At 59.0% G+C, this 18,966-nt stretch carries 15 protein-coding genes and 1 pseudogene; 6 read left to right on the top strand and 10 right to left on the bottom strand.

The genetic code is table 11. The features are described 5' to 3' along the window. The first annotated feature begins 110 nt into the window (after window positions 1–110). The 5 genes and pseudogenes from bioF to Q668_RS11300 all read left to right on the top strand — a co-directional run bounded on the left by bioF (window position 111) and on the right by Q668_RS11300 (window position 7,062). Window positions 111–1,298 carry an 8-amino-7-oxononanoate synthase gene (gene bioF / locus Q668_RS11320; RefSeq protein WP_036219808.1) on the top strand — a complete coding sequence of 396 codons (1,188 nt, stop codon included), beginning with the start codon at window positions 111–113 and terminating at the stop codon, window positions 1,296–1,298. Beyond that, on the top strand, window positions 1,295–2,119 hold the full coding sequence (gene bioC, locus Q668_RS11315; protein ID WP_022989722.1) for a malonyl-ACP O-methyltransferase BioC: 825 nt from the start codon (window positions 1,295–1,297) through the stop codon (window positions 2,117–2,119). The genes bioF and bioC overlap by 4 nt, the downstream gene beginning before the upstream one ends. Window positions 2,120–2,361: 242 nt before the next feature. Next, window positions 2,362–3,066 carry a dethiobiotin synthase gene (gene bioD, locus Q668_RS11310; RefSeq protein ID WP_022989721.1) on the top strand — a complete coding sequence of 235 codons (705 nt, stop codon included), beginning with the start codon at window positions 2,362–2,364 and terminating at the stop codon, window positions 3,064–3,066. 182 nt (window positions 3,067–3,248) lie between these two features. Further along, window positions 3,249–5,048 carry an acyl-CoA dehydrogenase C-terminal domain-containing protein gene (locus Q668_RS11305; RefSeq protein ID WP_022989720.1) on the top strand — a complete coding sequence of 600 codons (1,800 nt, stop codon included), beginning with the start codon at window positions 3,249–3,251 and terminating at the stop codon, window positions 5,046–5,048. Between the two features lie 223 nt (window positions 5,049–5,271). Continuing rightward, window positions 5,272–7,062: pseudogene (locus Q668_RS11300) on the top strand (acyl-CoA dehydrogenase C-terminal domain-containing protein). Between the two features lie 273 nt (window positions 7,063–7,335). Here the strand turns inward: Q668_RS11300 and Q668_RS11295 are convergent. From Q668_RS11295 to leuS, 5 genes are all read right to left on the bottom strand, one after another. Next, window positions 7,336–7,971, bottom strand: coding sequence for an endonuclease (locus Q668_RS11295; RefSeq protein ID WP_022989717.1), 636 nt, complete (start codon window positions 7,969–7,971; stop codon window positions 7,336–7,338). A 188-nt stretch (window positions 7,972–8,159) separates the two neighbouring features. Beyond that, window positions 8,160–8,423, bottom strand: coding sequence for a hypothetical protein (locus Q668_RS11290; protein WP_022989716.1), 264 nt, complete (start codon window positions 8,421–8,423; stop codon window positions 8,160–8,162). 104 nt (window positions 8,424–8,527) lie between these two features. Continuing rightward, window positions 8,528–9,541: a DNA polymerase III subunit delta gene (gene holA / locus Q668_RS11285; protein WP_022989715.1), complete on the bottom strand. Its 1,014-nt coding sequence runs from the start codon at window positions 9,539–9,541 to the stop codon at window positions 8,528–8,530. Continuing rightward, window positions 9,538–10,119 (bottom strand): LPS assembly lipoprotein LptE, encoded by a 582-nt coding sequence (gene lptE, locus Q668_RS11280; protein WP_022989714.1) that lies wholly within the window; start codon window positions 10,117–10,119, stop codon window positions 9,538–9,540. The genes holA and lptE overlap by 4 nt, the downstream gene beginning before the upstream one ends. 1 nt (window position 10,120) lies before the next feature. Further along, window positions 10,121–12,706 (bottom strand): leucine--tRNA ligase, encoded by a 2,586-nt coding sequence (leuS, locus tag Q668_RS11275; protein WP_036219793.1) that lies wholly within the window; start codon window positions 12,704–12,706, stop codon window positions 10,121–10,123. Window positions 12,707–12,889: 183 nt separating this feature from the next. Here leuS and Q668_RS11270 point away from each other — a divergent pair, with 183 nt between their 5' ends. Then, window positions 12,890–13,438, top strand: coding sequence for a zinc ribbon-containing protein (locus Q668_RS11270; protein WP_022989712.1), 549 nt, complete (start codon window positions 12,890–12,892; stop codon window positions 13,436–13,438). 306 nt (window positions 13,439–13,744) lie between these two features. Here Q668_RS11270 and Q668_RS11265 read toward each other — a convergent pair whose 3' ends face one another. The 5 genes from Q668_RS11265 to Q668_RS11245 form a co-directional block, all read right to left on the bottom strand. Then, window positions 13,745–14,785, bottom strand: coding sequence for an IS110 family transposase (locus Q668_RS11265; protein ID WP_022989711.1), 1,041 nt, complete (start codon window positions 14,783–14,785; stop codon window positions 13,745–13,747). 277 nt (window positions 14,786–15,062) lie between these two features. After that, window positions 15,063–16,532 carry an apolipoprotein N-acyltransferase gene (gene lnt / locus Q668_RS11260; RefSeq protein ID WP_152521782.1) on the bottom strand — a complete coding sequence of 490 codons (1,470 nt, stop codon included), beginning with the start codon at window positions 16,530–16,532 and terminating at the stop codon, window positions 15,063–15,065. Window positions 16,533–16,599: 67 nt separating this feature from the next. After that, window positions 16,600–17,445, bottom strand: coding sequence for an HlyC/CorC family transporter (locus tag Q668_RS11255; RefSeq protein ID WP_022989709.1), 846 nt, complete (start codon window positions 17,443–17,445; stop codon window positions 16,600–16,602). Continuing rightward, window positions 17,442–17,915, bottom strand: coding sequence for an rRNA maturation RNase YbeY (gene ybeY, locus Q668_RS11250; RefSeq protein WP_022989708.1), 474 nt, complete (start codon window positions 17,913–17,915; stop codon window positions 17,442–17,444). Before ybeY ends, Q668_RS11255 begins: the two co-directional genes overlap by 4 nt. Further along, window positions 17,912–18,898 carry a PhoH family protein gene (locus Q668_RS11245; protein WP_022989707.1) on the bottom strand — a complete coding sequence of 329 codons (987 nt, stop codon included), beginning with the start codon at window positions 18,896–18,898 and terminating at the stop codon, window positions 17,912–17,914. The genes ybeY and Q668_RS11245 overlap by 4 nt, the downstream gene beginning before the upstream one ends. Window positions 18,899–18,966 lie beyond the last annotated feature (68 nt).

Raw genomic sequence — 18,966 nt, 5'->3', positions numbered from 1 at the left:
ACAAGAGGTCTACATATATGTCTTGAGCGTGTCCCGGGAACCCCTACCCGGTTTGGCACGACAGGCGTTGTGCGTAGGTTCGGTTTTCTCCGTATTGGGTGATGGAATTTATGCGTGATTTTCGGTCTGAGATTGAACAGCGAAAACAAGCCGGTTTGTACCGGAGCCGGCGCCTGGTGACGGGGCCGCAGCAGCCGGAGTTGGTCGCTGACGGGAAGCCGCTGCTGTCGTTCTGTAGTAACGATTATTTGGGGCTGGCGAATCACGCAGGAAACATCGCAGCGCTGCGGGATACGTTGCCAGAAGCCGGTCTGGGCGGGGCGGCTTCGCATCTGGTGTGCGGGCATCACGAAGCTCACCACCGGTTGGAACAGCGGCTGGCGGAGTTCACGCAGCGCAGCTCGGCGTTGTTTTTCTCGACTGGATACATGGCCAACCTGGGTGTGATTTCAGCGTTGGCAGGGCGGGGGGATACGATTTTTTCGGATCGGTTGAACCATGCTTCGATTATCGATGGCTGCATTCTAAGCCGGGCGAAGGTGCGCAGGTATGCTCATGGCGATGTGTCTTCGTTGGAGGCGATGCTGGCGCAGACGTCGGGCCATAAGCTGGTGGTGACTGATGGCGTGTTCAGTATGGATGGTGATATCGCGCCGTTGAAGGAGCTTGCCAGGGTGTGTAAGGCCCATGATGCGTTGTTGGTGGTGGACGATGCCCACGGTATCGGCGTGCTTGGCCCGCAGGGGCGGGGGAGTGTGCTGGAGGCGGGATTGTCGGAGGCGGATGTGCCGGTTTTGATTGGCACCCTTGGCAAGGCCGTGGGCACCAGCGGGGCTTTTGTGGCTGGGACGGAGGTGTTGATGGATTACCTGGTGCAGAAGGCGCGCACTTACATCTACACCACCGCCATGCCGCCGGCGCTGGCGAAAGCGACTTACGCCAGTATTGACCTGATCGAGCAGGATGATGCTCGCCGCACCCACTTGCAGGCTTTGATTGCCCGGTTCCGTGCCGGTGCGCAGGAATTGGGTTATCAGTTGATGCCCTCGTACACGCCCATCCAGCCCATCATGGTAGGGGATAACCATGCAGCTCTGGCATTAAGCCGGGCGCTGGAGGAGCAGGGCATTCTGGTCACCGCCATCCGCCCGCCCACGGTGCCGGAAGGCGAGGCCCGGTTGCGGGTAACCCTGAGCGCCGCGCATTCGGAAGCGCAGGTTGATCGGTTGTTGCAAGCCTTGGCCCAGTGCAGCTCCCTGTTACCGGAGCAGGCCGTTCAGGAGTCGGTGGCGGTATGAGTGCCTATAGCGATCTGACGGCAATAGCCCGTTCCGAAGGCGGAACCGGCAGCAAAGCCTGCATCGCCCGGGGCTTCGGCAGCGCCAGCGGAACCTACGACAGCGCCTCCCGCTTGCAAAAAGCCATGGGCGACACCATGCTCGCCCACATTCCTGATAACCTCGATCCAGAAAGTGTCCTGGACCTTGGCTGCGGCACTGGCTGGTTCACCCGCAAGCTGGCAAACCAATACCCGAACGCCGCCATCACCGGCGCAGACCTGGCCCCCGGCATGCTGCAACAGGCCCAAGCCCGCAGCCCCGAAACCATCAGCTGGCTCAACGCAGACGCCGAACAACTCCCCCTGACCGACAACTGCGCCGACCTGATCTTCAGCAACCTGATGATCCAATGGAGCACCCGCCCGGAAACCGTGCTGGCCGAATGCAAGAGAATCCTCAAACCCGGCGGCACCCTCGCCATCTCCACCCTACTGCACGGCACCCTGGAAGAGCTCAAACAAGCCTGGGCCGAGGCCGACCCCGGCCAACCCCACGTAAACCGTTTTACCCACCATGCTGACTGGCAGCAATTAACCAGCCGGCAACTCCCCGGTTCCACCCTCGAGACGGCAACCCTCACCTTGCCCTATGATTCTCCCATGGCCCTGAATCGGGAGCTCAAACACCTCGGCGCTGTGTTCAAAGGCGAAGAACGCCGCAGAACCGTTACCGCCCCGGGAAGATTCAAGGCGATGTGCGCGGCTTATCCAAAACCGGGTGATGGCGAAATCATCGCCAGTTATCACGCTGGCTGGTTGTACTGGACAAAGGCAACCTGAGAGTCGTTTTTCAAGCAATCCAAAAATTGACCACCAGCAGGACGGCAAACACAAACGTTTGCGGAGAGGGTGTGGGCAGGTCTTTCCGGGACTATCTTTCGCCATGGATGGCGAAAGCTAAGCGCACATGGACGTCTCGAGCGTGTCCCGGAAAGATCTGCCCACACCCTCGTCTTAGACCTGAGTAGCAGCGCCACAGGCGGAATATGCACCGAGATTTCCATTAAAGAGGACCCCAGACAGTGGCTAAGAAAACGTACTTCGTAACAGGCACCGACACCGGTGTAGGCAAAACCATCGTAGCTGCGGCCATCCTTGAGGCCGCCAAAACCCAGGGCAAACGCACCCTCGCCATGAAACCCATTGCCTCCGGCTGCGACCAGACCCCCGACGGGCTGCGTAATGAAGACGCATTGATGCTGCAGGCGGCCATAACCGAACAACTGGCCTACGACGCCATCAACCCCGTCGCCATGGAACCCGCCATCGCCCCCCACGTAGCCGCCCAGCAAGCCGGCAAACAACTCAGTGCCCAGCGGCTGGTCGGCTTTTGCCGCGGAATGCAGATTCGCCCGGCCGATCTTATGCTGGTGGAAGGCGCCGGCGGCTGGCGGGTCCCCCTGAGCGACCGCGAAACCTACGCAGCAGTGCCCCGCGAGCTGAAGCTGCCGGTGATCCTGGTGGTCCCTCTCAAACTCGGTTGCATCAACCACGCCATGCTCACGGTGGAGGCCATTCAGAATGACGGCCTGACGGTAGCCGGCTGGGTTGCCAACCACCCGGAGCCGGAAACCATGAGTTGCGAACAGGAAACCCTCGGTTACCTGGTGAACCATATTCCGGCGCCGTGTCTGGGCATATTGCCCCGCCTTGATGACACACCAACCGAGCGCCTGCCGGCCCGGCTGGCGGAGTTTCTGAATATCTCGCCGTTATTTGATGGCTGACAGGTTCTGCAGGCTGGGCCACACAAAATTTGCTCAGGGCTATTGACAATTCCGTGCCTCAAAACGTATGTTTCAAACAAGTGTTTAATTAAGGCCGCGGTGCAGCGCATCGTGGTGTCTGAGCAAACCCAAGGCCGAAGGCTGTTACTGCATTCAGCCGAGACCAAACCGAGGTGGATTCCATGCCTGAATACAAAGCGCCCCTGCGTGACATTAAATTCGTAATGAACGAGCTGCTGAACAGCGAGCAGCACTACGCCAATCTGGAAGGTGCTGAAGACGCGACTCCGGATATGGTTGATGCCATCATCCAGGAAGGCGCCAAGTTCTGTGAGCAGGTATTGTCTCCGCTGAACCAGGTAGGTGACCAGGAAGGCTGTACCTGGAGCGAAGACGGTGTGAAAACCCCGACCGGCTTCAAAGAGGCCTACCAGCAGTACGTTGAAGGTGGCTGGCCGTCCATGACTGCCGACCCCAACTACGGTGGCCAGGGCCTGCCGCATTCCATCGGCCTGGTGGTCAGTGAAATGGTTGGCACCTCCAACTGGTCCTGGGGCATGTACCCGGGCCTGAGCCACGGTGCCACCAACACCATCGAAGCCCACGGCACCGAAGAGCAAAAGCAGACCTACCTGACCAAGCTGATCAGCGGTGAGTGGACCGGTACCATGTGTCTGACCGAGCCGCACTGTGGTTCTGACCTGGGCACCCTGCGCACCAAGGCCGAGCCGAACGCTGACGGCACCTACAGCATTACCGGTACCAAGATTTTCATCTCTGCCGGTGAGCACGACATGGCCGAGAACATCGTCCACATCGTACTGGCCCGTCTGCCGGGCGCACCGGAAGGCACCAAGGGTATCTCCCTGTTCATTGTGCCCAAGCACCTGCCGAACGAAGACGGTTCTGCCGGTGAGCGTAATGCCGTTTCCTGTGGCTCCCTGGAGCACAAGATGGGTATCCACGGTAACGCGACCTGCGTGATGAACTTCGACGGCGCCAAGGGTTGGCTGATCGGGCCTGAGAACAAAGGCCTGAACTGCATGTTCACCTTCATGAACACTGCCCGTATCGGTACTGCCATCCAGGGTCTGGGTGCTGCAGAACTGGGCTTCCAGGGCTCCCTGGCTTACGCCAAAGAGCGTCTGGCCATGCGTTCCCTGAGTGGTCCGAAGAACCCGGATGGCATCGCTGACCCGATCATCGTGCACCCGGACGTACGCCGTATGCTGCTGACCCAGAAGGTTGTAGCCGAAGGCGCCCGCGCCCTGATCTACCTGGCTGGCCAGCAAGTGGACGTGGTTCACAGCGGCAAGACCGAAGAAGAGCGCAAGCACGCCGACGCACTGCTGGGCTTCCTGACCCCGATCGCCAAGGCGTTCCTGACCGAGATCGGTTACGAGTCTGCCAACCTGGGTATGCAGGTATTCGGTGGCCACGGTTTTATCGCTGAGTGGGGCATGGAGCAGAACGTTCGTGATTCCCGCATCGGTATGATCTACGAGGGTACTACCGGTATCCAGGCGCTGGACCTGCTGGGCCGTAAGGTTCTGATGACCCAGGGCGAAGCTCTGAAAGTGTTCACCAAGCAGGTTCACGTCTTCTGCAAAGAGAACGCCGACAACGAGCAGCTGAAAGAGTTCATCGAGCCGCTGGCTGCGATCAACAAGGAGTGGGGCGATCTGACCATGAAGGTTGGTATGACCGCCATGAAGAACCGTGAAGAAGTCGGTGCTGCTGCGGTGGACTACCTGATGTACTCCGGTTACGCGGTATTCGCCTACCTGTGGGCCCGCATGGCCAAGGTGGCACTGGACAAGATGGCGGACGGCACCTCCGAGGAGATGTTCTACAACGCCAAGGTTCAGTCTGCGCGCTTCTACTTCAAGCGCCTGCTGCCGCGCACCAAGACCCACGCAGAAACCATGCTGGCCGGTGCAGACAGCCTGCTGGACATGCCGGAAGAAGCCTTCGCTATCTAAGGCGGGGTTGCTATCTGGTTGAAGGCACAGCAAAAGCCCGTTCTCCGCTCGGAGGCGGGCTTTTTTCATGAGTTTGGTGGCACGTTTGAGGTAGAATGGCGGGCCACAGAATAACAACCTTGTTTCGGACACATAGCCGAGCGGGCGAACCCGAAGACCTTTACACAGAAGGCGTTGTTACCCGGTTCCCCAAGTGACTGACTGAATTTCTGGAGAGTTATACATGGCTGATTATCAGGCACCCCTTCGTGACATGCGTTTTGTATTGAACGAAGTGTTCGACGCGCCCGCACTCTGGGCCTCTCTGCCAAAGATTGCCGAAAACGTAGACCCGGACACTGCCGACGCGATTCTTGAAGAAGCTGGCAAGATCACCGGCGGCGTACTGGCGCCCCTGAACCGCGAAGCGGACGAGCAGGGTTGTAAGTGGAATGAAGGCGAAGTAACCAGCCCGGAAGGCTTCAAGGAAGCCTACCAGACCATCGTTGAGGGTGGCTGGAACGGCCTGGGCGGCAACCCGGAATTCGGCGGCATGGGTATGCCGAAAACCCTGGTGGCCCAGTTTGAAGAAATGATGCAGGGCGCCAACATGGCCTTCGGCCTGGCCCCGATGCTCACCGCCGGTGCCTGCCTGGCCCTCGACGCCCACGGCAGCCAGGAGCTGAAAGAGAAGTACCTGCCCAACATGTATTCCGGCGTATGGTCCGGTGCCATGGACCTGACCGAGCCCCACGCCGGTACCGACCTGGGCATTATCCGCACCAAGGCCGAGCCCAATGACGACGGCTCTTTCAACGTGACTGGCACCAAGATCTTTATCACCTGGGGCGAGCACGACATGGCGGAGAACATCATCCACCTGGTGCTGGCCAAGCTGCCTGACGCGCCCAAAGGTCCGAAGGGTATTTCCCTGTTCCTGGTGCCCAAGTTCATGGTGAATGACGACGGTTCCCTGGGCGAGCGCAACTAGTTCAGCTGCGGTTCCATCGAGAAGAAGATGGGTATCAAAGGCTCAGCTACCTGCGTGATGAACTTCGACGGCGCCAAGGGCTGGCTGGTCGGTGAAGAAAACAAAGGCCTGGCCGCCATGTTCACCATGATGAACTACGAGCGTCTGGGTGTGGGCATCCAGGGCATCGGCGCCGCCGAAGCTTCCCTGCAAAGCGCCCGCGAATACGCTAACGAGCGTATCCAGAGCCGCGCGCCGACTGGTGCCCAGCAGCCTGAAAAAGCCGCTGACCCAATCCTGGTACACCCGGACGTACGCCGCATGCTGCTGACCATGAAGAGCTACGTGGAAGGCGGACGTGCCTTCTCTACCTACGTAGCCCAGTGGCTGGATATTTCCAAGTACTCCCAGGACGACGAACAGCGCAAACACGCCGAAGGCATGGTTGCCCTGCTGACCCCCGTCGCCAAGGCGTTCCTGACCGACCGCGGCCTGGACACCACCATCATCGGCCAGCAGGTCTTCGGTGGCCACGGCTTCATCCGCGAATGGGGCCAGGAACAGCTGGTACGCGACTGCCGCATCACCCAGATCTACGAAGGCACCAACGGCATCCAGGCCATGGACCTGATGGGTCGTAAAGTCGTCGGCAGCCAGGGCAAACTGTACGAACTGTTCGTACAGGACGTAGCTACCTTCATCGAAGCAAACACCGGCGACGCCGCCCTCAAGCCTTACCTGGAGCCGCTGGCGGCTGCTGTCGAGCGCTTGTCCGACGTCACCGAACACGTCATCAAACAAGCCGGCGACAACCCCAACGCCATCGGCGCCGCTGCAGTCGATTACCTCGACATGTTCGGCTACACCGCCCTGGCGTACATGTGGGCCAAAACCGTCAAAGCCGCCGCTCCGAAGGCAGAGGCTGACACCTCCGGCTTCTACACCGGCAAGCTGAAAACAGCCCGCTTCTACTTCGACCGCCTGCTGCCAAAGACCCTGTCCCTGGCCGAAGGCATTCGCAGTGGGAGCGATGCCATGATGGCTCTGGCGGCTAACGAAATCTGATACAGGTTTCGTTCCTCCAGAAAGCAAAAAAGCAGGCCCAGGTGGCCTGCTTTTTTGTTTGATGCTAGCTGAAATGTCCGGGCATTGGACCGGGGAGGCCCTTCCGAAACCTTGCGGAGCTGATCTCAGAAGTGCGGGCGCCGGTCAGGGGGTAGCTTTCCAAAACCTTGCGGAGCCAGGGATGGCGGAGCAGAGCGTACACGGACGTATCCACAGCGTGTTTTGGAAAGCTACCCCCTGACTGGTGCTTACTCCCAAAGTGAGATCAAAGCCTCAGAGCCGACTAATCAGCCCGGGATTAACCACAAAGGGATTCTCATTACCCTGAATCTCGGCAATCCGGCTATGCCGCGCCAACTCGCCATCATCCGGCGGATCCATCTCGTTCCAGCCCTGGAACAGCGTAGTAGCCCCCAACCACGGCAAACCGTACGTATCGACCATGTACGCCATGGTCCGGGCCACATCACCCTTGGCATGCTCGGGCGGCTCGAAAAATTGTGTGCTTTCACGAATACCGCAGTCATCCGGTTGGGCACTGGCGCCAATGTTTTCATAGCGGGCATTGCGGCGACGCATCTCTATCCGGCTGGTTACCGGCACCATATTGTGCAAATCCGAGGCAATCTGCCGGTAGCGGTTATCCCGCTTGCACTGCGATGTAGTGCCGCAATCCAGGGCGGAACGCACATCCGCCAGCGGGTAGATATAACCGTCGGTCAGCACAAAGCCCTTGCTGGTAAACGGTTTTTCGCAGAAGAAGGATGAACCGCCTTCCGCATACAGGTTGCCCCAGAACTCATTCTTGATAACGGTTTCGGGATCACTGAAACGGATGTTCTGGCCAGTAACCAGACCGGCAGAGAGGGACAGGGCGAGAGTGACAGAGAGCGCAGTAACTTTTTTCATATGACAGGTATACCTCACAGTATGTGCCATATTCCTTGGCCAGCCAGACGGCAGGTTGGTGGCAAAATAAACAGCACGACAAAATTATGACGCACGATTCATTTGTTACTGTGAAGTATGGCACAGAGACGGTGAGAAATTTGTCTCTGTGCCTGTTTTGATGTGTCTGTTTGTTAACAGGTTAACGTTTACTTCAGCTTGTTGCGGATGTTCTGGTAGCCGGATTTAAGCTCTTCACCCATCTTGCGGGCGGTTTCCCGAGCTTCCTGGCTGGCATCTTCTGCGTCATGGAAAATCTGGTCGAGCTTCGAACGGAACTTGTCCCAGTTCTGCTCCAGGTCGTCCCATTCGTCCTTCACATCTTCCTTGGCCAGGTGCATCTGCACCTTGGCTTCGTCGCGGTATTGTCTGACTTTCTCGGACAGCTTGTTGAATTCGTCTTGCAGGCTCATGGCAGGTTCTCCTTCCCTGATTGAGTGGAGAATGTACAATGCGCCCGATTGCAAAATGGTGTCAAGTGCCGCCGGGGCCGGTACTCTCCCGGGTTTGACCCAGGTCAGCTGTTACGGGTTGCGGCCAGCAGAATTGAGAGGTCACGCAGGTAATGCCATGGCGTCAGGTCATCAAAGCCCTTGGCGGCTCGGTCAGTCAGGCTGCACAGGGCCAGGGCCTGGTTCAGGCGGGGCAGGGTCAGGCGGCGGGCTGCCTGTTGGATGGCAGACGCTCGCCGGGGCTGGAAAACGCCCCGTTTCTTCAGGAAGCCCGAGGGGTTATCGCCCGGGGGCAGGGCGGTCTTCAGCTCGATAATCATGTTCAGGTCGCGCACCAGCACGCTCAGCAGGCCCAGGGGATTTTCGCCTTCCTGCTGCAGCACGCCGATGATGCGGCTGGCGTGGCCGGCCTTACCGGTGAGCAGTTCGGTGACCAGTTCAAAGCCGTTGAAGCGGGCGCTGTCCTGAACAGCCTGCTCCACGGTTTCCTCGTCAATGGTTTTGCCGTTGGTCAGCAGCGTCAGGCGATCCAGCTCCTGGCTCGCCGCCAGCAGGTTGCCTTCCAGCCGTTCAGCTAGCATTCCCAGTGCACCGCGGGTCAGGCTCAGCCCCTGATTGCTTGCCCTTTGCTGCAGCCAGTTGGCGAATTTGTCCGCCTCAACCGGCCACACCGGCACATGTACGCCGGTTTTCTGAAGGTCCTTGTACCATTTACGCTTGGTTTCCGCGGCATCCAGCCTGGCGCTGATCAGCAACAGGATGACGTCTTCAGGCGGGGCCTGCAGGATTTGCTCGAGTACCTTGCGGCCATCGCCGAGTTTGCCGGTGGGCAGGTGAATCTCGATCCGGCGTTTCTCCGCAAACAGCGACATGGCGTTGCATTCGTCTGCTACGGAGTTCCAGTCGAGCTGATGATCTGCGTGGTAGGTGAGGCGGTCCTGGTAACCGGCTTCCCGGGCGGCCTTTCGAACCTGGTCACAACATTCCTGAACCAGCAGGGGTTCATCACCGGAGATCAGGTAAACCGGTGCCAGGCCTTTTTTCAGTAACTGAGGGAGCTGGCCAGGCTGGGTTTTCATTGCGTCTCAGCCTGTTCCTGGCTGGCCTGGTAATCGTTGATGATGGCGTCTATCCGTTCCCGGGTCATGGGCGCCAGGCGGAAGATAACCTGTTGGGCCAGCCGGTCGCCCAGCTGTTGCCGAAGCCCCTCTTCCTCGCGCTGCTTGGCGAGTACGTTGGTTTCGTCGTAGCGGTAGGTTTCGCTGGCATTCAGGTTGGTGCTGGCAATCAGCGGGATCCGGTCAGCCGTGAGCAGTTCAATGGCGACAGTATGGCGCAGAACGTACTCTGCTGCAGCGGCCTGGGCAGTAATGGCCGAGGCCCGGCGGTCCTGCCGGTAATCCCGCAGGCGCAGGATGTAATCGGCCTGGGCGGCGCTGTCAGCAACCTGGACGCCGCCCAGGGTCAGCTGATCCCGAACCGATTGACAGAAACGGCCGGGCAGGTTGTCCGGGCAGTCTACCGCCAGGGGTTGCAGCGCGGCCGGTACCGGCGAGGTGCCCCGTAACTGAAAGCCGCAGCCGCTGGCCAGCACCAGGGTAGCCAGTGCCAGGGCGATGAGTTTCAACGCATTCAGGAGCGGGGCGGTGGCGGTCATATCAGTTGGCCACCACGTTGACCAGTTTGCCGGGCACTACAATCACCTTGCGAACGGTATTGCCTTCCACAAAACGCTGAACGTTTTCGTTATCCAGGGCCAGCTTTTCCAGGTCCGGCTTGCTGATATCGGCCGGGACTGTGGCCTTGGCCCGTACCTTGCCGTTGACCTGCAGGACCACTTCGATCTCACTGCGGACCATGGCGCTTTCATCGGCAACCGGCCAGCTGGCGTCAACCACCGGCTCACTGTGGCCCAGCACCTGCCAGAGTTTATGACAGATATGAGGCACGATCGGAGCCAGCACCCGTACCGCGGTGTCCAGGGCTTCCTGGCGCACGGCGCGGCTCTGGGGTTCGTCATCACCCAGGCGGCCTACTTCATTCAGCAGTTCCATTACGGCTGCAATGGCAGTGTTGAAGGTCAGGCGGCGGCTGATGTCGTCACTGACCTTGGCAATGGTCTCGTGGGTCTTGCGGCGCAGGTCTTTCTGGCCGCTGTTCAGAGCGCTGGTATCCAGGGCGGGAACATCGCCGCCGGCGGCATGCTCGGTCACCATGCGCCACAGGCGCTTGAGGAAGCGGTGCGCGCCCTCCACGCCGCTGTCAGACCACTCCAGGGACTGCTCTGGCGGTGCGGCAAACATCATGAACAGGCGCACAGTGTCGGCACCAAACTCATCGATGATCGACTGGGGATCGATGCCGTTGTTCTTGGACTTGGACATCTTGGTAACGCCGCCGATTTCCACCGGCTGGCCATCGGCTTTCAGGATGGCGCGTACCACCTGGCCCTTGCCGTCGCGTTCTACGGTGACGTCCGCCGGGTTGAACCAGGTCTTGCCGCCGTTGTCTTCGTTACGGTAGTAAGTCTCGGCCAGCACCATGCCCTGGGTGAGCAGGCGGTTGAACGGCTCGGAACTGTTAACCAGGCCCACGTCGCGCAGCAGCTTGTGGAAGAAACGGGCATATAACAGGTGCAGGATGGCGTGCTCGATACCGCCGATGTACTGGTCTACCGGCAGCCAGTAGTTGGCGGCGGCCGGGTCCAGCATGCCCTTGTCGTAGTTGGGGCTGCAGAAACGGGCGTAGTACCAGGATGACTCCATGAAGGTGTCGAAGGTATCGGTTTCCAGGGTCGCGGCCTGGCCGTTGAACTCGGTTTTGCACCACTCCGGGTCAGCCTTGATGGGCGACTGCACGCCGTCCATCTCGACATCTTCCGGCAGGCGAACCGGCAGCTGATCGTCCGGAACCGGCATTTCGGTGCCGTCGTCCAGGGTCATCATCGGGATGGGCGCGCCCCAGTAACGCTGGCGGGAAACACCCCAGTCCCGCAGGCGGTAGTTGACAGTGCGCTTGCCGATGCCGTTGCTTTCCAGGTAGCTGGCGATTTCCTCGAAGGCTTCATCGCTGGTCAGGCCGCTGTATTTGCCGGAGCTGACCAGTACACCTTTTTCGGTGTAGGCCTTTTCCTGGACATCGATATCTTCGTGGTTGCCCGGCGCAATCACCTGCTTGATGGCCAGTTTGTATTTGCGGGCAAACTCGTGGTCACGGTCATCGTGGCCCGGTACTGCCATCAGGGCGCCGGTGCCGTAGTCCATCAGCACAAAGTTGGCGACCCAAACCGGAATCTCTTCCTGGGTCAGCGGGTGGATGGCCTTGAAACCGGTATCGATGCCTTTCTTTTCCATGGTGGCCAGTTCAGCTTCGGCTACCTTGCTGTTACGGCACTGGTCGACAAACTCGGCTACGTCACGGTGGCGCTCTGCTGCCGCCTTGGCCAGCGGGTGCTCGGCAGCGACCGCCATGTAGCTCACGCCCATCAGGGTGTCCGGGCGGGTGGTGTAAACGGTCAGGCCGTCTTCACGGTCTTTCAGCGGGAAGGTCAGCTCGGTACCGGTGGACTTGCCAATCCAGTTGCGCTGCATGGTCTTGACCTGTTCCGGCCAGCCTTCCAGATCGTCCATGTCTTTCAGCAGTTCTTCCGCGTAATCGGTGATGCGGATGAACCACTGGGGAATCTTTTTCTGCTCTACCAGCGCGCCGGAGCGCCAGCCGCGGCCATCAACCACCTGTTCGTTGGCCAGGACGGTCTGGTCAACCGGGTCCCAGTTGACGGTGGACATCTTCTTGTACACCAGGCCTTTTTCATACAGGCGGGCGAAGAACCACTGTTCCCAGCGGTAATATTCCGGGTCACAGGTGGCCAGTTCGCGGCTCCAGTCGTAACCGAAACCCAGCTGCTTGAGCTGGTTTTTCATATAGTCGATGTTGGAGCGGGTCCACTTTGCCGGCGCGGACTTGTTGGCAATGGCGGCGTTTTCCGCAGGCAGGCCGAAGGCGTCCCAGCCCATAGGCTGCATCACGTTCTTGCCCTGCATGCGCTGGTAGCGGGAAATCACGTCGCCGATGGTGTAGTTGCGAACGTGGCCCATGTGCAGCTTGCCGCTGGGGTAGGGGAACATGGACAGGCAGTAGTACTTGGGCTTGCCCGGCTCTTCCTTCACTTTGAAGGTTTCGTTGGTTTCCCAGAAGTTGCGGGCGGTCTGTTCTACGTCACGTGGGTTGTATTGCTCGTCCATTCCTGCCATTACCAAAAGTACCCTGTGAGAAAAGGATGTTCGAAAAGGCCGAACATTCTAACGCACCGAAGGCTTAACAGGTAGTCTGCCAAATTCTGCGGGATGTGCCAGACTGTCAGTAATGGCGAAGGCCGCAGGCCAGTGCCCCGAAGTCAGGTTGGAAGTCAGGTTGAAGGAGCCGTTATGACAGAACCGGAACGCAGTCACCTTTCAGGTAAAGCCCTCGAGGCCTATGACCGGATGCTGGAGCGGGTGCAGACCCGCCTGCACGATCTGCAGGAGACGTCCCTGCAGACTCTGGAAGAAGAAGTGCAGAAGGCGGTCGAGTTTGAATACGAACTGGAGGAGATGACCCGGGAGGAAGCCGACCTGCTGGGCGCCTACCTGCAGCGGGACCTCCAGCATTTGATGCACTTTGTGGAGGAAACCGGGGAGGGCCTGAAAGAGTGGCTGCAGCTGGACATCTCCCTGCTGGAGCAGACCCTGGCCGACCGCCTGCTGTCGGTGGCCGACCAGACCCTGGTTGACACCCTGGAGCTGTCGCAGAAGCTGGAGAACGAGGATGTCAGCCACTACATCTCCGGAGAAGTGGCCACCGCGGGTATGTTCCGCTGCCTGAACTGCAGCCATATGCTGTGCCTGACCAAAACCAGTCACCTGCATCCCTGCGAGGCTTGCGGCTCCCACTACTTTGAGCGCGTAACCAGCCGGTGGCCGCCAAAAAAAGAGTAATTTTTGCCACGGAATCCATATATGGTCTCCTCCCCGCTTGCAAGGCCTCAGACGTTGTTGATGAGGGACAGGTTGCTGCCATATATCCGGCCTGTTAACGAGGCGGCGTTGCCGCCTCTGGCCTTGATGAGGATTCGCCGCGCGCCTGCCTAATCACGGAAGCGGCCTTGAAGCCAGTGGATTCCACAGGTTCCAGGTGCGCCGGTTTGACCTGTTATGTCATCAATGTGTCTGTTGCCTTCGCAACCTTGGGTAAAGCCCTTCGTTATGAATTCGTGACGTTTTTACTCTGTTTTAGTTGCGTTTTCAGGCCATTGCCGCCATTTGGTTCTCAGCTGGCCTGTAGTGTTCATGGCGGGCCACAACGACCCAAGCCATTCGGATAATTTTGTTAGCCACAGCCACAACTGCTCGGTTGTGGCCTCTTCTGGCCTCCAGCGCCAGAGCCCACTGGCTCAAGGCGTCTTGCTTGCTCTTTGCTGTTCGCACCACGGCACGAGCGCCGTGTACCACCAGGGATCTCAAGTAAGCATCGCCTCGCTTGGTGATCCCGTACAGCGATTGTTTACCGCCGGTGCTGTGCTGCTTGGGCACCAGGCCCAGAGCTGCAGATGCATCCCGCCCCCGACGGAATTGCTGGCCATCGCCCATCCAGCTTTTAAGGGCACTGGCCACAACTGGACCGACACCGGGAATGCCCGTTAATCGCCGACACGCATTGTCTTCCTTGGCCTGCTGTCGTAGTTGCTCGTCATACCAGACCTGCTCTTCAAGCAAGGCTTTAAGCCGGTGCCACTGCCTGTTCAGCAGCATGCGGAATCGAGTGCTTAAACCGTTTTCAGCATCTTCAAGTAACTCCGGCACCCGCCGGCAAAAAGCGCTGACGGACTTCGGGACGGTTAAGCCATATTCTGCCAGCAGGCCACGCATCTGATTCACTAGCCGCGTGCTCTCCACTTTCAGGCTCCGGCGAATCGCATGAAACGCCTGATCATCCTGTTGCTCGATGCCCTTTACCGCCACCGGTCGAATGGCACCGTGAAGGCACGCCTCGGCAATGGCTTGTGCATCGTTATAATCGTTCTTCTGCCCCCGCAAATAACCTTTTACATGCTGCGGTGGCAGCAAAACCGCTTTGTGACCGAGGGCCTCCAGCCAGCGGCCCCAGTAATGGGAACTGCCGCAGGCCTCCAAAGCCACCGTCGTCGGTTCATGCTTCGCAAGAAACCGTTTTAAGCCATCCCGGCGAAAGGTTTTTCGGCGTTTTACATCGCCGCCGCGCCCCAGTTCAATAACCGCAAAAGAGGTTTTTGCCAGGTCGATGCCGATCACGGTATTCTGATGCATGGTCTCCTCCTTAACTCTTGGATAGTGTCTGCAACCTCTATCCTGGCGCATTGCGACGCCGATTTGGAGTGGGGAGGAGACCATCCCATCTCGGAAGGACACGGAAAAATAAAAGACTTAAAGACTTTTTTGCCACGAAATCCACGAAAAAACACGAACAAAGATTACTGACTAGAACCTGAAACGTCTTTGTCTTTATTTCGTGTTCTTTAGTGGATTTCGTGGCAAATCATTTTTCTTTTTTCCGTGTCCTTCCGTGGATTCCGTGGCCAAAAAGTCAGTTTTTAGGAATCACCCGCTCCCGCACAAACACGATCAGGATCACGGCCAGGGTCAGCACCGGCCACGAGCCGGTTTGCATGTAGGGGGTGCTGCCGGTGGCTGTGAACACTTCGCCGGTGAGTACCGCGCGCTGGAACTGGGGAATGCGCTCGGTGATCTGGCCTTTTTCGTTGATGATGGCCGTTACCCCGTTGTTGGTGCCGCGCAGCATGTAGCGCCCGGTTTCCAGGGCGCGCATGCGGGCCAGTTGCAGGTGCTGAAGGGGGCCGATGGAATCGCCGAACCAGCCATCGTTGCTGATGGTCACCAGCATGCCGGTATTCCGCGCGTTGAACGCCACAAAATCCGGGTAGGCCACTTCGTAGCAGATGTAGGGCATCAGCCGGGTATCGGTGGCGCTCAGGCCGGATTGCTGGCCCGGGCCCGGGGTGAAGCTGCTCATGGGCAGGTCAAAGAAGCCAATCAGGCCCCGCAGTAATCCCTGCAGCGGCACATACTCGCCGAAAGGCACCAGTTTCTGCTTGTGGTATATGCCCTCGCCGCCACCGGCAGCCAGAATGCTGTTGTGGAAGGTGTAGTCCTCGATGTCGCCGCTGTAGCCATACCAGGGAATGCCGGAAATCAGGGTGCTGTTCTCGCCAAGCCGTTCCTCGATGTGGTCAATGATCTTGCCGGCCTGGTCCTGGGGAATGGGAATGGCGGTTTCCGGCCACAGGATGATGTCTTTATCCCAGTGTTCTTCAGTCATCCCCAGATACGCCACAATCTGGTCTTTCAGGAACTCCGGATCCCACTTGATCTGTTGCGGAATATTGCCCTGCATGGCAGCAAAGCTTTTCGGCTCCTCGCTGATACTGGTCCAGCTGACCTGGTTAAGGGCAGGAGCCAGCAGCCAGGGTAGTACCGCGATCGCCGCTGTTGCACCCGCCGCAGTTTTTCGGCCAGCCAGGATCAGCCACCACACCCCGTAAGCCGCTGCGCCGGTAACCACGATCCAGAAGGTCAGCCCGTGCACACCGGTTAATGGTGCCAGCCCGGCCAGTGGGCCATCGGTGTGGGCGGTGCCCAGGTACAGCCAGGGAAAGCCGGTCAGCAACCAGCCCCGGAGCCAGTCCCCCAGTAGCCAGATGGCGGGAAACAGGATCAGCCGGCGCACCATGCTTTGCCTGGCCAGCTTGCCCCAGAACCAGAACGCCAGCCCGTGGAATAGCGCCAGCCCTGCCACGAACAGCACCATCAGCAGAACCGCGATGGGCATCGAGGTGTTGCCGTGCTTGCTGATGCTGATGTAAATCCAGCTCACGCCGGAGGCAAACAGCCCAAGGCCGACAAACCAGCCGGCGCGAAACAGCTTCTCCGAGGGCAGGTTCAGGGTAACCAGGAGGATCAGAAGAACCGATACCGGCCCCAGCGCCCAGATATGGAACGGGGAGAAGGTAAGGGTTTGCAGGGCGCCGGCGATCATCAGGATCACCGGGCCCAGCCAGGGATGGGCAGTAAATTTCAGGTTGAGCGGATGGCTCAGGCCGTTTTCATGACTCACTTCGGGTTACCTGCAGCAAACGGATGACTCGGTTATCGGCGTTCGCAATAGTAAACTGCAAACCGCCGAATTCAACCGTTTCGCCCCGTCTGGGCAGGTGGCCGAACTCTTTGAGCACCAGGCCGCCAATGGTATCGAACTCTTCTTCGTCCAGGCCGGTGCCAAAAAATTCATTGAAGTCGTCAACCGGAGTCACGGCTTTCACCGCAAAGGTGCCATCGCCCCGGGCCTTGATATGGGTTTCTTCGTCGAAATCGTGTTCGTCTTCGATCTCGCCGACGATCTGCTCCAGCACATCCTCAATGGTAATCAGGCCAGCCGTACCGCCGTACTCATCCACCACGATGGCCATGTGGTTGCGGTTTTCCTTGAACTCCTTGAGCAGCTGGTTCAACCGCTTGCTCTCGGGCACAAAGGTGGGCGGGCGCAGGATTTCGCGGATGCGGGACCAGTTGAGATCGTTATTCAGGGCCAGCGGCAGCAGATCCTTGGCCAGCAGAACACCCAGCACGTCGTCCGGGCTTTCACCAATCACCGGGAAACGGCTGTGGGCAGATGACATGATCTCGGGCAGGAATTCTTTCGGTTCCTGGGAGGCTTTCACGGTGATCATCTGTGAACGGGGAATCATGATTTCATCCACCCGCATATCGATCACCTGCATGGCACCTTCGATGATGCTCATGGAATCGGTATCAATAATGCTCTGGGACTCGGCGTCCCGCAGAATTTCCAGCACGTCCTCAACGGACTCAGGCCCGCTGGAAAAGGCCTGTGATATACGCTCCAGCCAGGACTTGCTGCCCTGGCTGCGACTCGACTGATCGTCGCTCATGAGTCTGGTTCCGTTTCCTCTGCTTCGTAAGGGTTAGCAAATCCGAGCTGCGACAGCAGCCGGACCTCGAGGGCTTCCATGACCTCGGCTTCGTTATCTTCAATATGGTCGTAGCCCTGAAGGTGCAACATACCGTGCACCACCATATGAGCCCAGTGGGCTACAGGCTCTTTATGCTGTTCCTGCGCCTCTTTTTCAACAACCGGTGCGCAAATAACCAGATCTCCGGCCAATGGCATCGTTATACCCGCTGGCGCTTCAAATGGGAAGGACAAAACATTGGTGGGTTTGTCCTTGCCCCGATACTGGTGGTTCAGCTCCCGGCTCTCGTCGTTATCGACAATACGGATGGTCACCTCGGACGGATCCTCGCCCAGCCAGGCCTTTTCGGCCCAGCTGTGGAACTGCGCTTCATCCGGCACACCCGCACCGTCAAAGGCCTTCTGGAAGTCCACAGTCAGCTTGTTCATCGGCTGCCGGAGCTCCCGTCATCAAAGGAATCGTAGGCTTCCACAATCCGCTGAACCAGCGGGTGGCGCACCACATCCTTGGCTTCAAACCGGGTAAAGCCAATGCCCGGCACCTTGCTCAACACGCCGGCGGCGTGAATCAGGCCGGAATTCTGGCCCCGGGGCAGGTCCACCTGGGTGGTATCACCGGTAATCACTGCCGTAGAGCCAAAACCGATCCGGGTCAGGAACATCTTCATCTGCTCCCGGGTGGTGTTCTGGCTCTCGTCCAGAATGATGAATGAGTTGTTCAGCGTGCGCCCGCGCATGAACGCCAGCGGCGCAATCTCGATCACGCTCTTCTCGATCAGGCGGGTAACCTGGTCAAAGCCCAGCATTTCATAAAGCGCGTCGTACAACGGCCGAAGGTACGGGTCCACCTTCTGGGCCAGGTCGCCCGGTAGAAAGCCCAGTTTCTCGCCGGCTTCCACCGCTGGCCGAACCAGCAGAATCCGCTTCACCTGCTCGTCCTTCAGTGCCTCAACCGCACAGGCCACGGCCAGCCAGGTCTTACCCGTGCCCGCTGGCCCGATGCCGAAGTTGATATCGTGGGTGCGTATGCTGTGCACATACTTCTGCTGATTCCGGCCCCGGGGCTTGGCGGTCAGTTTGGGGGTCTTGATGACGGTAATCTGGCCTTCATCATAAGGCACGTCATCCGGCAGCCGCTCAAGGCCGGTCTCGCGGATAAACAGGTGCACAGTATCCGGCGGAATGTCCTCGCTGGCCTCGGTTTCCCGGTACAGGTGCCGGATGACCTCGGTAGCCGCCGCCACGTTTTCAGTGTGGCCTTCCACCCGGAAATGATGCCCGCGCCGGCCCACTTTCACCTGCAGGCGCTGTTCAATCATCTTCAGGTGTTCGTCAAACTGCCCGCACAGCGTCGCCAGCCGACGCTGGTTCACCGGGTGCAGGTCAAATTGTCTGGTATCGTGAGTGTTCAAGTTTTCTCCGAGTTTCCTACTCCCGGGTATCAGGGAGTATGCATTTCTTGAATTGGGCAGTATGGCCG

Origin of the sequence: Marinobacter sp. ES-1 (assembly GCF_000475255.1) — a bacterium.
In the GTDB taxonomy this organism is placed as follows: domain Bacteria; phylum Pseudomonadota; class Gammaproteobacteria; order Pseudomonadales; family Oleiphilaceae; genus Marinobacter; species Marinobacter vinifirmus.
Note: the sequence above shows the minus strand (reverse complement) of the source record. Positions and strands in the feature narration are given on the sequence as shown.